Source organism: Clostridium sp. AF27-2AA, from assembly GCF_003478505.1.
In the GTDB taxonomy this organism is placed as follows: Bacteria; Bacillota; Clostridia; order Lachnospirales; family Lachnospiraceae; genus Brotaphodocola.
In genome coordinates this window covers 40024-54955 of sequence record NZ_QUFI01000015.1, presented here as the reverse complement: position 1 = coordinate 54955, position 14932 = coordinate 40024, and the positions used below count along the sequence as shown (strand labels likewise).

At 49.9% G+C, this 14932-nt stretch carries 13 protein-coding genes; 2 read left to right on the top strand and 11 right to left on the bottom strand.

All coding sequences use genetic code 11. The features are described from left to right. Nucleotides 1-28: 28 nt before the first annotated feature. Nucleotides 29-1084 (bottom strand): XdhC/CoxI family protein, encoded by a 1056-nt coding sequence (locus DWY84_RS10030; RefSeq protein ID WP_118532872.1) that lies wholly within the window; start codon nt 1082-1084, stop codon nt 29-31. A gap of 264 nt (nt 1085-1348) precedes the next feature. Here DWY84_RS10030 and DWY84_RS10025 point away from each other — a divergent pair, with 264 nt between their 5' ends. Together DWY84_RS10025 and DWY84_RS10020 are read left to right on the top strand one after the other, a co-directional pair. Further along, nucleotides 1349-2674, top strand: a complete 1326-nt coding sequence (locus DWY84_RS10025; protein ID WP_118532870.1) for an amidohydrolase — start codon at nt 1349-1351, stop codon at nt 2672-2674. 79 nt (nt 2675-2753) lie between these two features. Continuing rightward, nucleotides 2754-5018, top strand: a complete 2265-nt coding sequence (locus DWY84_RS10020) for a glycogen/starch/alpha-glucan phosphorylase (protein WP_118532868.1) — start codon at nt 2754-2756, stop codon at nt 5016-5018. A 69-nt stretch (nt 5019-5087) separates the two neighbouring features. On the opposite strand, the gene DWY84_RS17410 is transcribed toward DWY84_RS10020, so the two are convergent. From DWY84_RS17410 to DWY84_RS09975, 10 genes are all read right to left on the bottom strand, one after another. Then, nucleotides 5088-5288: a hypothetical protein gene (locus DWY84_RS17410; RefSeq protein ID WP_178716822.1), complete on the bottom strand. Its 201-nt coding sequence runs from the start codon at nt 5286-5288 to the stop codon at nt 5088-5090. Nucleotides 5289-5564: 276 nt separating this feature from the next. Then, nucleotides 5565-6269, bottom strand: a complete 705-nt coding sequence (locus tag DWY84_RS17780) for a winged helix-turn-helix transcriptional regulator (protein WP_243024823.1) — start codon at nt 6267-6269, stop codon at nt 5565-5567. A gap of 3 nt (nt 6270-6272) precedes the next feature. Further along, on the bottom strand, nt 6273-7046 hold the full coding sequence (locus DWY84_RS17775; protein WP_243024822.1) for an RNA-binding domain-containing protein: 774 nt from the start codon (nt 7044-7046) through the stop codon (nt 6273-6275). A 131-nt stretch (nt 7047-7177) separates the two neighbouring features. After that, on the bottom strand, nt 7178-7537 hold the full coding sequence (locus tag DWY84_RS10005; RefSeq protein ID WP_118532866.1) for a heavy metal-associated domain-containing protein: 360 nt from the start codon (nt 7535-7537) through the stop codon (nt 7178-7180). Between the two features lie 41 nt (nt 7538-7578). Continuing rightward, the gene (locus DWY84_RS10000) at nt 7579-7773 is read right to left on the bottom strand and encodes a hypothetical protein (protein WP_118532864.1); all 195 of its coding nucleotides are present in this window, start codon (nt 7771-7773) and stop codon (nt 7579-7581) included. A 51-nt stretch (nt 7774-7824) separates the two neighbouring features. Then, nucleotides 7825-10380 carry a heavy metal translocating P-type ATPase gene (locus tag DWY84_RS09995; protein ID WP_118532936.1) on the bottom strand — a complete coding sequence of 852 codons (2556 nt, stop codon included), beginning with the start codon at nt 10378-10380 and terminating at the stop codon, nt 7825-7827. Between the two features lie 168 nt (nt 10381-10548). Next, nucleotides 10549-10908, bottom strand: coding sequence for a metal-sensing transcriptional repressor (locus DWY84_RS09990; RefSeq protein WP_118532934.1), 360 nt, complete (start codon nt 10906-10908; stop codon nt 10549-10551). A 316-nt stretch (nt 10909-11224) separates the two neighbouring features. After that, entirely contained in the window at nt 11225-12148 is a 924-nt protein-coding gene (locus DWY84_RS09985; RefSeq protein WP_118532862.1) for an ABC transporter ATP-binding protein, read from the bottom strand. Further along, nucleotides 12111-13805, bottom strand: a complete 1695-nt coding sequence (locus DWY84_RS09980) for an iron ABC transporter permease (protein WP_118532860.1) — start codon at nt 13803-13805, stop codon at nt 12111-12113. Before DWY84_RS09980 ends, DWY84_RS09985 begins: the two co-directional genes overlap by 38 nt. Before the next feature lie 6 nt (nt 13806-13811). Then, nucleotides 13812-14930: an ABC transporter substrate-binding protein gene (locus DWY84_RS09975; RefSeq protein WP_118532858.1), complete on the bottom strand. Its 1119-nt coding sequence runs from the start codon at nt 14928-14930 to the stop codon at nt 13812-13814. Between the last annotated feature and the right edge of the window lie 2 nt (nt 14931-14932).

The window sequence follows — 14932 nt, the reverse complement described above, 5'->3', positions numbered from 1 at the left end:
GCGTTTCGTTACTTATCAGAATGCACACTCAGCCCCGTTCAATCAGCACCTGCATCACGCCGCCGCAGACCATGCCCTCTTCCTCTGCCACTCTTCCGGTCATATCCACATGACGGATCTGATATCCGCCATCACGGATCACTTCCCGAGCATGCTGCATGAGGTTTGCCTCTGCGCACCCCCCTCCGATGGTTCCCTGGATCAGCCCGGTCTCGTAGACGATCATCTTGGCTCCGGCCTTTCTCGGTGTGGAACCTTTTGTGCTCAGAATGGTAATAACCGCCTTTTTCTGATCCGCAAATTTTTCTTCCGGCTCTGCCAGATTGTGAATGACTTCCATGTCGATGTCGGACTGGGAAACTCTTCTGGCCTCATCTTCCGGTTTGCGTTTCACTTGAATTGCTTCTGCAAGGATTGCGACCGCAATCTCCTCCGGGGTTATTGCTCCGATATCAAGTCCCACCGGGGTGTGGATCCAGTCAAGCCACTTACGGCTGATGCCTTCCTCCTCCAGTGTATCCTTCAGTTCTCGGACGCGCTTTCTGGAACCGATCATGCCGAGATATGCCGTCTCCCCCTGCTTTGCCAGGGCCCGCAGACAGACACCATCGTGACGATGGCCTCTGGTTAAGAGCACCACGAAATCAGAGGAATTGACATGCAGCTTTTCAATCGCCGTCTCAAAATCCATGCAAAGGACCTGCTTTGCCGTCGGGAAGCGAAGCTCATTGGCAAAGGAAGGCCGGTCATCGGTCACCGTTACCGCAAAACCGGTGCGGGCCGCAAACTCTGCCAGTGCCAGTGAAACATGACCACCGCCGAAGATCAGCATGCGGTTTTCCTTACAGAAAGGCTCCGCGATCCACTTTTCTGTTTTCTGCTCATCGTCAAACCCCGTAATGCATACCTTCTTCTCAAAAGCAGCCTGCTGCGCCAGTGCCTCCGCCTCTTCTGGTTCTGTGCCCGGCACATATAAGTGCTTTTCCAGGGTTCCATCCGGATTTAATTTTGTCAACAGCAGCTTCTGGTTCTCCGATTGCAGGCCGGAAAGAAGCTCCCCATATACATTGTTTTCAATCCCCATACTTCACGTTCTCCTTTTTACAGTACGCTCTTATCACGCACCTGACTATTTTTTTGATTATCGTTATATTCTATCAAGTTTTGCTGCTTCTGTAAATGCCATGTGGCCGAAATTGCAGGAAGCAAAGCACAAAAACCTTTGTATTTTCGCAAAATTACATAATGAACGGACCTCAAAAATGTGCTATGATAATGACATATTACAATATGTTTGATACAGGGAATTTTTTAAGCCCATCTACATCTTTGGAGGACCTCTTCAGTTATGAACAGACAAGATTTTGAACAGCAATTTGAAGCAATCAGCGACCAGATCTGGGAATTTGCGGAGACCCGTTACCAGGAGTTCCGCTCCAGAGCCCTGCAGGCTGATTTTCTGGAAAAAGAAGGTTTTACCGTAACCCGGAATCTCGGCGGCATTGCCACCGCCTTTTCTGCCAGCTTCGGCTCCGGTCACCCGGTCATCGGACTTTTAGGGGAGTTTGATGCACTGCCCCGCATGAACCAGGCGGCAGATGTTCCCGAAAAACAGGCGGAGCGCCCCGGCGCGGCAGGGCATGGCTGCGGACACAACCTTCTTGGAACCGGCGCCATGGAGGCGGCCTGCCTCATCCGCGACTGGCTTTTGCAGACCCGTTCAGAAGGTACCGTCATTTACTTTGGCTGTCCGGCTGAGGAAGGCGGCGCCGGAAAGGCATTCTTAACCCGCTCCGGCTGTTTTCATGGCCTGGATTTTGCCCTGGCCTGGCACCCGGGTTCCAAAACCGGCCTGATCAAAGAGGCGCTCGCCAATATCCGCGTGATCTTTGACTTTACCGGAAAAAGCGCCCACGCAGCGGCTCACCCGGAGCTTGGCCGCTCTGCGTTAGATGCCTGCGAGCTTATGAACGTGGGTGTCAACTACCTGCGGGAGCATGTCAAAAGTGACGCCCGCATGCACTACGCTTATCTAAACGATGGCGGCGACGCGCCGAACATTGTCCCAGCTGCTGCCACCCTGCTCTACGCCCTCCGCGCACCGGAAAGTGCTTATGTAGCGGAGCTTTATGAGCGGGTAGGTGATGTTGCAAAGGGCGCTGCACTCATGACGGGAACCAAAGTTTCTTATCGGACCGTCAGCGCCTATGCGGATCTGCTGTCCATTCCGGCTATGGAGAAAGTGATGATGGAGGCCATGCAGGAGGCGGAGAAGCCGGAGTATACGGAAGAGGATTATGCGTATGCCGCGCAGTTTGCTGCTGACGAAAATTCCCCTTCGATTGATACCGATATTCTCCCTGCAGACCAGACCATCAACCTCGGCAGCACCGATGTCGGCGATGTAAGCTGGCAGGTTCCCACCGGACTCATTGGCGTGGCCACCGAAGCCACCGGCTGTGCCCTTCACACCTGGCAGATCGTAGCCCAGGGAAAAAGCCCTCTGGCCCACAAGGGCATGCATTACGCGGCGCGGATTCTGTTTGCGGCTGCGAAGAAGCTGTATGAAAGCCCCGAACGCTGTGCGCTGATCCAGGACGATTATCAGAATGTAATTGGACATCGAACATATCAGTCCATGCTGCCCGACTCTGTAAAGCCTGGAGATTTTTAGTTGCACAACCGCGCCTGACTTTGTTATAATATAAACGAATTTTTGATTTATGATACTTCAGGAAGGGAGTTTTACTATTATGGATCTGACAAAAGCTGTGAAAGAAACATATAAAAAGCCGCTGGCTTCCTGCACCAACGAGGAAATCTATATTTGCCTGTTAGAGCAGGTGAAAAAGCTGGCAAAGGAGAAGGAAACCGCTGTTGAAGGCACCGGAAAGCGCAAGCTCTACTACATCTCCGCCGAGTTCCTGATCGGCAAGCTGCTCTCCAACAATCTCATTAACTTAGGTCTTTACGATGAAGTCAAAAAAGAGCTGGCAGCTGCCGGCAAGAGCCTTGCCGAGATCGAGGAGCTGGAGCCGGAGCCATCCCTCGGTAACGGCGGCCTGGGACGTCTGGCTGCCTGCTTTGTGGATTCCATTGCTACTCTTGGATTAAACGGAGACGGCGTTGGCTTAAACTACCACTATGGTCTGTTCAGACAGGTCTTTAACAAAAAGCATCTGCAGCAGGAGACCCCGAACCCGTGGATGGAAAACGAGAGCTGGCTTACCAAAACCGAAACCAGCTATCAGGTCCCGTTCGGCGGCTTCACGGTTACTTCCCGTCTCTATGACCTGGATGTGACCGGTTATAACAACCACTCCACCCGCCTGCGCCTCTTCGACCTGGAATCCGTGGATGAGAGCATCGTAAAGGATGGCATTGATTTCGATAAAACCGAAATCGAGAAAAACCTGACGCTCTTCCTCTATCCAGATGACTCCGATGACAAGGGACGCCTGCTGCGCGTATACCAGCAGTATTTCATGGTCAGCAACGCTGCACAGCTGATTCTGGACGAGTGCATCGCCCGGGGTTCTGACCTTCACGACCTGGCTGACTACGCTGCCGTTCAGATCAACGACACCCATCCGTCCATGGTTATCCCGGAGCTGATCCGCCTGTTAGGACAGCACGGCATTTTGATGGATGAGGCGATTGCCATCGTATCCAAAGTGTGTGCTTATACCAACCACACCATCCTAGCTGAGGCACTGGAAAAATGGCCGATTGCCTTCCTGGAAAAAGCGGTTCCGCAGTTAATGCCGATCATCCGCGAGCTGGACAACCGCATCCGCGCCACTGTAAAAGACGAGACTACCTACATCATCCAGAATGGTCTGGTGCATATGGCTCACATGGACATCCACTACGGCTACAGCGTCAACGGCGTTGCTTACCTGCACACCGAGATTTTAAAGAATACAGAGCTGAACAACTTCTATAAGCTGTATCCGGAGCGCTTCAACAATAAGACCAACGGCATCACCTTCCGCCGCTGGCTCATGGCCTGCAACCCGGAGCTTTCCGCCCTCATCACCTCTCTCATCGGAGAAGGCTGGAAAAAAGATGCCATGGAGCTGGAAAAGCTGGGACAGTTCGTGTCTGACCCGTCCGTACTTACAAAGCTTCTGGATGTGAAAGCAGAAAAGAAGGCTCAGCTTGTTTCCTATCTGAAGAACACCCAAGGACTGGAACTGAACCCGGATTCCATTTTCGACATTCAGGTAAAGCGTCTGCATGAATACAAACGCCAGCAGATGAACGCCCTCTATGTCATCCATAAGTATCTGGAGATCAAGGCAGGCAAGCTTCCGAAAAAGCCGATTACCGTGCTGTTCGGCGCAAAAGCTGCCCCGGCTTACGTAATTGCGAAAGATATTATCCACTTAATTTTATGTTTGCAGGAACTTATCAACAAAGACCCGAAGGTAAGTCCACATCTGAACGTTTTCATGGTGGAAAACTACAATGTGACCCTGGCTGAAAAGCTGATTCCAGCCTGCGATATCTCCGAGCAGATCTCCCTGGCTTCCAAGGAAGCATCCGGAACCGGCAACATGAAGTTCATGTTAAACGGTGCCCTGACCCTGGGAACCATGGACGGCGCCAATGTGGAGATTGCCGAGCTGGTGGGCAAAGACAACATCTTCACCTTCGGCGAATCCTCCGAGACCGTCATTGCCCGCTATGAGCGCGGTGACTACAAGTCCAAAGACTGGTATGAGAAAGATAAAGCTTTAAAGGCCGCTGTGGATTTCATTGTCGGAAAAGAAATGATGAAGATCGGCCAGAAAGAAAATCTGGACCGTCTCTACAAAGAACTGTTAAACAAAGACTGGTTCATGACCTTCCCGGACTTTGAAGATTACGTCAAGACCCGCGAAGAGGCCTATGCAGCCTACTCTGACCGCACCGAATGGGCCAAGAAGATGCTCATCAACATCAGCAAAGCCGGATTCTTCTCCTCCGACCGCACCATTGCGCAGTATAATGAGGAAATCTGGAAGCTGTCATAACAATATACTTTTAAAAGCCAAAATGAGGAGCCGCTGCTGTGGCTCCTCATTTCTGTTTACATATCCATCCTACTTAAGTCGTTCCAGAACGTTTTTCACCTCTCCTACATCTAATCCCATCTGCTCCGCGATTTGCTGCTCCGTATATTTTTCTTTATGCAGCCTGTAAATGGTAAAAATCTGCTCCGCACCTTCTCTTTTCCCTTCCGCATATTCTGCTTTCCGAATTAATTCCTTCTCACGTTTCTCATCATACTCAAATATACACACCTCTATCGCCTCCGCTCGATTGTGTCCTTGTGATTTCGCCTTGCCTTTACAGAATTCTTTTTCTTCATTTGTTCTCCCTTCTGACAGGAGAATCCAATTTTATGAAAATCTCCTGCTCTTCAATTGTGATGAATTGGAATAAGCATAAGATTTTCTCTGATTCATATTAGAATAATAAGATAATAGAAATGAGTGATAAGAAAACCGGCACTGTTTTGTATGATACAGTTTCCTATTAATATACGAACAATATGATCCATTTTTCGTATATCCTTCTTATTGTTTTACGATCCATTTTCCTTTTCGGTTGGTTCCTTCTCGCTCAATCATTCCTTTCTTTTGCATCCTGCGGATATAATACTTCACCGTATTCAAGTTAAGCCCATTTCTTGCCGCTATCTCTTTTTGAGAAATCTCTGGAATATTTATCATCAACTGCATAATTGCATATTCTATTTCACCTTGCATATTATGAACCACTTCATCAATAGTCGATTGGGTGGACTGGGTGGTCGATTGGGTGGTCGATTGGGTGGTCGATTGGGTGGTCGATTGGGTGGTCTGGGTGGTTCCTTCATTCATCAACGCTTCATCCAACGGCACAATAATCCGAAATACGTCTCCCTCTACAAACTCTGGCTCTTTCCCTGAATAAACTTCACTATATTTGAACAAATTTCTCACACCAGATCCAAGCTGGTCCGCATACCCGATATTCCGAAAGAATGCAGCGATGATCGGATTCTTTGGATTTGGTTCGATATCATCCGGTGTCAGAACTGCCTGTTGTGAAGCACGATTTGCATTTTCTACATACATCCGGTCTTTTTCTATTACAAATTTTGCCTGATAGGAACTGGTATATTCCAGGTGTATCAGTGTATTGGCTATCATTTCTCGCGTAATGATATTTCTAAGACTCTTCCGCTGGTCTTCTTCCAAAAAGAAACGATCCGGCAGATGTTTCCGGCCAAATTCCATGAGCTATTCATAACTTTCGATCAAGTTGGTTTTGATAATTTCCCGTTCATCATACCGATCTATATTTACCTTGCGAAGCAGTGCATCCGTCACATAGGCCGGTACCACATCTGCAATTACATCATCTTTTCCCAAAAGCATGACCGCAGCCAGATTGTATCCTTTTGCTCCGGTGACACGGTCTATACTATACAATCTTGTACTTTTTAATACTTCCTCGTCTGACATACTGCTCCACGGATGTGTCTGACCACTGTTATTCGCCGCCATGATCCGGAGTTTTGGCAACAGGTCCAGACGTAAATCTTCCAGTCCCACATATGGGAAAATCTTCTTTTCTGTGTAAATTTCTTGCTTGCAGATATACATCTGGGCAATCTGAGCTGTGGCCGTAACTTTCACGTCAGCATCATTTACACGATCATAGATTACTTTTTTGTAGCAGTGCACTTCTGCACTTGGAAGAATGTGTATATGAATGAGTTTCTTCCCTTCATAATCCAAAATCTCAGGATTGAGATAAATAGTCGGTGAAAACAATGCAGGATTACTAATACAGCTAATAAAATTTTTTACCATATCTGGAGCCTGCTTTTCCGGCACACCAGAAACGGTTCCGTCATCCAGAACCCACAGAAATATATCTCCTCCAAAACGGTTTAAAAACGAGCATACTGTTTCGTATACATCACTTTCAATTCCATTTCCACATCTTTTGAATTCGACCGCAATAGTCTCGCCTATTTCCAGTATGGTTTTCATAGTTCTTGTGTCCATTTCAGCCGCCTCCTTATCAAAACCCAATTTTCAATTGTTTCTTGTTTTTTAGTATAACACAGACCATTTTTTTTAGAAACAACAAAAGCCGGAAAGCAGCTTATTAACCCACTTTCCGGCTTTTATAATTCTTATTTCATTTCCTCTACGGTATATCCCGCATCTTCAATGGTCTTCTTCAACACCGCCTCATCCAGCTCCCGGTCGAAGCTGACTACGGCTTTTTTGCCGTGCAGGCTGACCTTGGCGGATGCGCCGTCGATCTTGTTGATGACTTCGGTGACTGCGTTCACACAGTGCTCACAGTGCATGCCGGAGATTTTGACGATTTTCTTTCCGATAACCGGATTCTCCAGCTTTTTTTCTTCCGGCGGAAGGCTTCCACCGCCGCCACCGCAGCAGGCTCCCTCGCCCTTAAAATGCTTGATGGTAGATCTGATACCAAGAAGTACAAATACTGCAATGACTAAAATTACAATGATATCTGTCATGACTGATTGCTCCCTTCTTTTTTCTGTCTTTCCTTCAGTCTCTATTTTTCATCCGGCTTTTCTTTGGCTGCTTCTGCCATCATGTCTGCCTGGTGCTCTCTCTGGAATCTGCGGTCTCTCGCCTCATCCAGTTTTTTTCTGACAAATTTTACAAAAAGATAAATGGATACGCCTACTATGTACAGGATAATGCAAAGAGCTACCATATAGCCCATGGAATTCTGAGAATGTGACATTTATTTCTCCTTCATACGTTCGCGGCGCATCTGTCGGTGCGCCGCTCGTGTTTACTGTACTGATACGACCTTGTAATCCTGTGCCTCAACAGCCTCTTTCAGAACGCTGTCTGCAACTTCCTTCTCCAGGGTTACGACTGCGGTTCCCTTCTCATGGCTTACCACTGCCTCGGTTACGCCTTCGATGCCCTCCAGGGTCTTTTTCACTCTGGCCTCACAGTGTCCGCACATCATTCCTTCGATTTTCATAGTCTTTGTCATAGCACTCTTCTCCTTTTTCTCTTTATGATCAACATGACTTTCATCATGTGGTCTGCTTTGTTTTTTCTTCTTATCTTTGGACGCGTCATGCATCTGAAACAGATTCAGGCGCAGGGCATTGGTTACGACACAGAAGCTGGAAAGGCTCATGGCTGCCGCGCCGAACATTGGGTTTAACTTCAGTCCGAACAGCGGGTACCAGATTCCGGCTGCCAGCGGAATGCCGATAACGTTGTAGAAAAATGCCCAGAACAGGTTCTCGTGGATGTTACGCAGGGTTGCGCGGCTTAACCGGATGGCTGCCGGGACATCGCTTAAGCGGCTCTTCATCAGAACCACATCGGCTGCATCGATGGCAATATCCGTTCCTGCTCCGATGGCAATGCCGATATCCGCACGGGTCAGCGCCGGAGCATCGTTGATGCCGTCACCGACCATGGCTACCTTTCCCTGCTCCTTCAGAGAACGGATCACGCTCTCTTTTCCTTCCGGAAGCACGCCTGCGATGACCTCGTCCACACCGGCCTGGGCACCGATAGCTTTCGCAGTGCGCTCGTTATCACCGGTCAGCATCACAACACGGATGCCCATGTTCTGCAGCTCTTTAACCGCCCGCGGGCTGTCTTCCTTAATGACATCCGCCACCGCAACAATACCAAGAAGCTGTCCGTCACGGCTGAAATACAGCGGGGTCTTGCCTGCTTCCGCAAGCTTTTCTGCTTTCGCGCGGATCTCATCGGATACCAAAGCAACACTGCCGATAAAATTCGCGTTTCCTCCGCAGAGCTCACTGCCCTCATAAATGCCGGAAAGTCCATTGCCCGGAAGTGCTGCGAAATCGTCCACCTCGCCTGCAGTGATGCCGTCCGCCTGAGCGCGCTCGTTAATGGCGCGGGCCAGCGGATGCTCACTCTTTTTCTCCAGGGTGTAAGCCAGTGCCAGAAGCTCCTGCTCACTCTTTGCTTCTGCAAGGATGATGTCGGTCACCTTCGGCTCGCCGCTGGTGATGGTACCGGTCTTATCCAGTGCCACAATATCCATCTTGCCCGCTTCCTCCAGGGAAACCGCAGTCTTAAACATAATGCCATGCTTTGCGCCCATGCCGTTGCCCACCATAATGGCAACCGGAGTCGCAAGCCCCAGTGCACACGGACAGCTGATGACCAGAACGGAAATACCCCGGGCCAGCGCAAAGCCCACGCTCTGGCCAGCCAGCAGCCATACAATGGTTGTAATGACTGCAATAGTAATAACAGTCGGTACAAACACACCGGATACCCTGTCGGCAACCTTTGCGATCGGCGCCTTGGTGGCAGCCGCATCACTGACCATCTGGATGATCTGGGACAGAGTCGTATCTTCTCCGACTCTGACTGCCTCGCAGCGGATAAAGCCGGACTGGTTCACCGTTGCAGCGGAAACGCTGTCACCCACAGTCTTATCCACCGGAATACTCTCACCGGTAAGAGCCGCTTCGTTCACGGCACTGCTTCCTTCTAATACAATGCCATCCACCGGAATGTTCTCGCCCGGACGGACAACGAAGACATCTCCTTTCTGTACCTGCTCAATGCCGACAGTGACTTCTTCGCCGTCCCGAACCACAACCGCGGTCTTCGGAGCCAGCTTCATCAGGCTCTTTAACGCATCGGTGGTCTTTCCTTTGGAACGCGCCTCCAGCATCTTGCCCACGGTGATGAGGGTCAGGATCATGGCTGCGGACTCAAAGTAAAACTCATGCATGTAGCTCATGACAGCGTCCGCATTGCCCTTTACCTGGGCATCGGTCATGGCAAACAGTGCGTAGGTACTGTAAGTAAATGCCGCCATGGAACCGAGGGCCACCAGGGTATCCATATTCGGGGCTTTGTGCCACAGGCTCTTAAAGCCGCTGATGAAGAATTTCTGGTTGATGACCATAACGATGGCGGTTAAGATCAGCTGGATCAGCCCCATCGCCACATGGTTTCCGTCAAAAAATGCCGGAAGCGGCCAGCCCCACATCATATGTCCCATGGAAAAATACATGAGAACGATCAGAAATCCAACGGAATACCAGAGCCTGCGCTTTAAGACCGGAGTCTCATGGTCTTTTAACGCTTCCTCCGCGTCTAAGGACTGTGCCCGTACACTGCCCTCTTTTCCCGCGCCCTTTACAGACGCGCCATATCCGGCATCCTGCACCGCCTTGATGATATCAGCGGACGATGCCGTGCCTTCCACACCCATGGAATTGGTCAGCAGGCTGACCGAACAGCCTGTAACACCAGGCACCCCGGAAACCGCTTTTTCCACGCGGCTGCTGCAGGCCGCGCAGCTCATGCCGGTTACTGTATACTGTTCCATCTTGTTGTCGTTTCCTCCTTTTTCGATTCCCCCTGCAACTGCTTCTTCCCAATTGCATTCTTCTTTACCATGCCCGGAATACTGTTTTCTTATCCGCCTCGCATTGCTTCGAAATCTCTCCTCACTGCCACTTGCTCTCTGTGTCATGGCCAGCAAAGATTCTCACCTTTACTTCATCAGTCTCTGCAATACCTTCAATAACTCATCGATGGTCTCATCATGGCCTTCGCGTATATCATTGGCCACGCAGGTCCGCAGATGATTTCCAAGAAGGACCTTGTTGAAGCTGTTGAGCGCCGCGTTGGCCGCAGCCACCTGAATGAGGATATCCGGACAGTAGGCGTCCTGCTCTACCATGTTGCGGATTCCCCGGATCTGTCCTTCAATGCGGTTTAAGCGATGGATCAGATCCTTGTATTCCTTCTCCGAACGTTCTTTCTTTTTATGACAACAGCACGGCTTTCCTTCTTTATGCTCTGCTTTTTTCTCTGCAGCATCTGGCTTCGCTGCTTCTGCATGCTCTGCCATTCCACTGCAGCATTTCCTTTTATCGGTATGCTCCATGCAATTCCACCTTTCTGTAAAAAAGAATGTGCCTTGGCACATTCTCGCGCCGAGGCGCGGTTGCTTCAGCAACCATCTACCTTTGCGCCGAGTGCGCATCCCTGCGGAGCGCTTTTTTGTTTCATAGGACGCAATTTCCTATGAAATAAAAAAGCATTCTCCCGTGAGTTCTGCTTCCGGCATGATTTTTTTCTCTTGCCTTTTCGTATACCCCCATAGGGTATATTGAGTATAGAAAAAATATCCGGATCTGTCAAGATGCAGACCCGGATATTTTTTCTCAATAACGTTTTTCCTGCATGTCCAGCCGCACCTTCATTCCGGGCCGGAAACGGCTCCCGGCCTGCCCGAACAGACTGACCTGCCAGTTTTTTTCTCCATCTGTTACCAGATACTCTGTATGGGATCCCATAAACTGCCGCTCCAGCACCGTACAGGAAGCGGCAGGATCTTCTGTCAAAAACAGCTCCTCCGGGCGTAAAAAGTCCGGATTTGTTTTTCCAATAAAGGCGGCAATTTCTTCATTTGCCGGTTCATAATAAATTTCTTCCGAAGTTCCGTTCTGAACAATGCATCCCTGCTTCATCACCGCAATCCTGTCAGAAAGGCTCAGTGCCTCCTCCTGATCATGAGTGACAAAGATCATGGTCATCCCGGTTTTCCGCTGAAGCCGCTTCAGCTCTCCCCGCATCCGAAGCCGGAGTGAAGCATCCAGATTGGACAGCGGTTCATCTAACAACAGCACTTTCGGCTCCGTAGCCATTGCCCTGGCAAGCGCCACCCGCTGCTGCTGACCGCCGGAAAGTGCCGTGACCGGAGCCTTTTCATACTCCGAAAGGCCCACAATATCAAGATATTTCTCTGCCACAGGTACTGCGTCCCGTTTCTTCATCCGGTGAAAAAAGCGCAGACCATAACACACATTTTCCAGGACATTCATGTGCGGAAACAGAGCATAACTCTGAAAGACTGTAGATACCGGGCGTTCCTCCGGCACACAGGAAGTAATCTCCTGTCCATCCAGAAAAATGCTTCCGGCATCCGGCTTTAAAAAGCCGCCCAACAGATTTAAGAGGGTCGTTTTTCCGCATCCGGAAGGCCCGAGAAGTGTCAGGAGCATTCCCTTTTCCACCGCCAGATCTATCTGTTTTACTCCGTTATCTTCATCATACATCTTTCGTACACCGGTCAGTTCCAGATACATTTCGCTTCTTCTCCTTTCCCGAAAACAAATACATGGAGCCAATATTCACCGCCGCCGTAACCAGAAGGATCATGACTGCCTGCACGGAGGCAACACCGTATCTTCCGTTTTCCACAGACTGGAACAGCTCTACACTGGCAACATTTTTTCCGGGTGATATCAGGAAGACGATTGCGCCGGTTGCTGTCATTGCTGAAGTAAAAACGGTGACAAAACAGATCTTAAATACCTGCTTCAGCTGCGGAAATACAATTCCAAACAGAATTTCCAAAGCCGTAGCGCCCATATCTCTTGCGGCCATTTCTGTCTTTTCATCCATTGTCGCAAAGGCTCCGTTAGCCGCCTTGCATCCCACAGAAATCTGACGAAACGCGCAGTTTAACAGAATGATCCACAGGGTTCCCCGCAGCAGAAACGGCGGATGGCTGAATGCTGCCACATAGCCAAGGCCGAAAAAGGTTCCCGGTATGATATAAGGCAGGGAAGCCGCAAATTCCGCTGCTGCCATCCCCTTGATTTTTCTCCTCCTGGTATAATAAGCCAGCAAAATTCCCACAAAGCTGGAGAGAAGTCCTGCTGCCAGCGCACACACAAGGCTATGGCAGAAGGAACTCATCTGGGACCTTGGAAGGTCCCGGAAGTACTTTAACGTAAACTGAATATGCCCTGTAGAGGTATTGGAAACTGTGTTCAAAAACGTATTTCCATATTTCAGTGCCATCACGGCAAAGAACGCTGCACTGCAGCCTGCCGCCAGATACGCAAGCACCGGAGGCAGACGGTAATCTCCGTTCCATTCTGTCTGCATCTTCCCTGCCCCGCTGAAGGTCCCGGCTGAGGGAAGTGCCCTTCCATACAGCCAGAAAGCCGCTACTGCCGGGAGAAGAAGCAGCACGCTGATTGCCGATGCTTTACCAAGATCAGCGGAGGAAATAGCCTGAAGATAAGCCTCTGTTGCCAGCACCTTATATTTTCCGCCGATCACCACCGGTGTTCCAAAATCTGCCAGATTCATGGTGAAAAGCGTAAACAGTACCGACAGCATTCCTGGTCGGACAGCCGGAAGAATCACAAAACGCAGGGTATGGAACGGATCTGCCCCTAGATCCCGTGATGCCATGATCAGCCGCCCGTCGATCCCGTCAAAAAAGGTCAGAAGAAACAGCGCTGTAAAGGACAGGTTTCCAATCACCTGAAGGATCACGATGCCCTGCCAGCCGTACGGATTCGCGCTGATATGAAGCAGGCCATAGGTAATCAGTCCCCGTCTTCCAAACAGCATGATAAACGCCAGCGCTGATACAAAGGGCGGCGAGATCATGGTAAGAAGCAGGCAGTTTTCCATCCTTTTCCGCCTTTTCGGACTGGATGTATACAGATGTAGCGCAATGAAAAAAGCTCCTGTCATGGTAAGCACCGAGGAAACTGACGCCACCCAGAGACTGTTTTTCAAAAACTTCAAACTGGCGCGGGTGAAAAGCAGCCGGTAGTATTCCAGGGTAAACCTGCCGTTTTTAAACACGCTCCTTCCAATCAGGGAAATGAGCGGATACAGGATAAAAACGGCAATCCCTGCAAGCAACAAAAACAGAAGGAGCCGGTCCAGCATCTTAGCTGTCCGGCATCTTCTGCGGATGATTTTCATATCCTGTTTCATATTTTTTTATGAGTCCTTTTCGCCTGCAAGCTCATCCCATTTTTCCAGAAGAGCTTCTCTCTCAGAACCAAATAAGAGTACATCCTGCTTGATCAGCTTCGTGGTATCTACGGTTCCGATCTCTGACGGAACATCTACGTCACCGCGTGCCATAACTCTTGCATCTGCTTCTCTTAAAGCCTCCTGACCCTCTTTGGAAAGATAGTAATCCACGAATACTTTTGCCGCATCCTTGTTCTCAGAGTTTTTGAAAATTGCGATCGGCGCCGGAGTCCACGGAATCATATCTTCCGGATAAATTGCGGTAACCGGGTACTCTTTCTCCAGTGCAAAGGTGCCGCCTGTCATGGCAAGAATTCCGATTCCGTACTCGCCTGCGCATACCTTCGGGCCCGGCTCACCGCCGCCCTTTGCATAGAAATCCACGTTGTCATTGATGGCAGTCCAAATCTCCCAGCCCTTCTCTTCTCCCCAGGCCTGGAGGGTTCCGTTCAGGATTGCGTACTGGGTACCGGAGATAGCCGGAGATGCCATAATGATCTCGTCTTTATACTTCGGATCTGCCAGATCTTCCCAGGTTTTCGGTGCTTCCAGTCCCTTTTCCTCCAGGACATCGTTATTTACCAGAAAGCCTGCCGGAACCAGCGCAAGTCCGGTCCAATAACCGTCTTTATCACGATAACCTGCATCAATCGCCTCTGCTTCCGGAGATTCATACTGATCCAGATAGCCAAGCTCAGCTGCGGAAATATAGCTGTCTACACCGCCGCCAAACCATACATCTGCCGTGGTATTTCCATTTTCTGCCTGCATCTGTGCCAGCGCTTTTCCGGTGGAAATCTCCACATATTCTACCTTGATGCCGGTCTTCTCGGTAAACGCGTCGAAGGACTTCTCCGCACCGCCATAAGCCAGCATAACATTCAGGGTTGTTCCCTCGTAGGCTCTGTCATCTGCAGAGGCTTCAGTCTCCGTTTTTTCCTCCTGTACCTCGGTTTCTGCCGCTTCGGTCTGTACCTCAGTCTGGGCTGCGGTTGTCTGCGCATCTTTGGAACTGCCGCATGCAGTCAGGCTGGCTGCTGCCAGGAATGCCGCAAATGATGCTACTGCGAGTTTCTTTCTCATAA

Coding starts and splice junctions, on each gene's coding strand:
- DWY84_RS09985 (WP_118532862.1), bottom strand. CDS start 12,148: ATGTATCTGGAACTGACCGGTGTACGAAAGATGTATGATGAAGATAAC.
- DWY84_RS10030 (WP_118532872.1), bottom strand. CDS start 1,084: ATGGGGATTGAAAACAATGTATATGGGGAGCTTCTTTCCGGCCTGCAA.
- DWY84_RS09990 (WP_118532934.1), bottom strand. CDS start 10,908: ATGGCAGAGCATGCAGAAGCAGCGAAGCCAGATGCTGCAGAGAAAAAA.
- DWY84_RS10000 (WP_118532864.1), bottom strand. CDS start 7,773: ATGTCACATTCTCAGAATTCCATGGGCTATATGGTAGCTCTTTGCATT.
- DWY84_RS10025 (WP_118532870.1), top strand. CDS start 1,349: ATGAACAGACAAGATTTTGAACAGCAATTTGAAGCAATCAGCGACCAG.
- DWY84_RS09995 (WP_118532936.1), bottom strand. CDS start 10,380: ATGGAACAGTATACAGTAACCGGCATGAGCTGCGCGGCCTGCAGCAGC.
- DWY84_RS09975 (WP_118532858.1), bottom strand. CDS start 14,930: ATGAGAAAGAAACTCGCAGTAGCATCATTTGCGGCATTCCTGGCAGCA.
- DWY84_RS10005 (WP_118532866.1), bottom strand. CDS start 7,537: ATGACAGATATCATTGTAATTTTAGTCATTGCAGTATTTGTACTTCTT.
- DWY84_RS17780 (WP_243024823.1), bottom strand. CDS start 6,269: ATGGAATTTGGCCGGAAACATCTGCCGGATCGTTTCTTTTTGGAAGAA.
- DWY84_RS09980 (WP_118532860.1), bottom strand. CDS start 13,805: ATGAAACAGGATATGAAAATCATCCGCAGAAGATGCCGGACAGCTAAG.
- DWY84_RS17775 (WP_243024822.1), bottom strand. CDS start 7,046: ATGGACACAAGAACTATGAAAACCATACTGGAAATAGGCGAGACTATT.
- DWY84_RS10020 (WP_118532868.1), top strand. CDS start 2,754: ATGGATCTGACAAAAGCTGTGAAAGAAACATATAAAAAGCCGCTGGCT.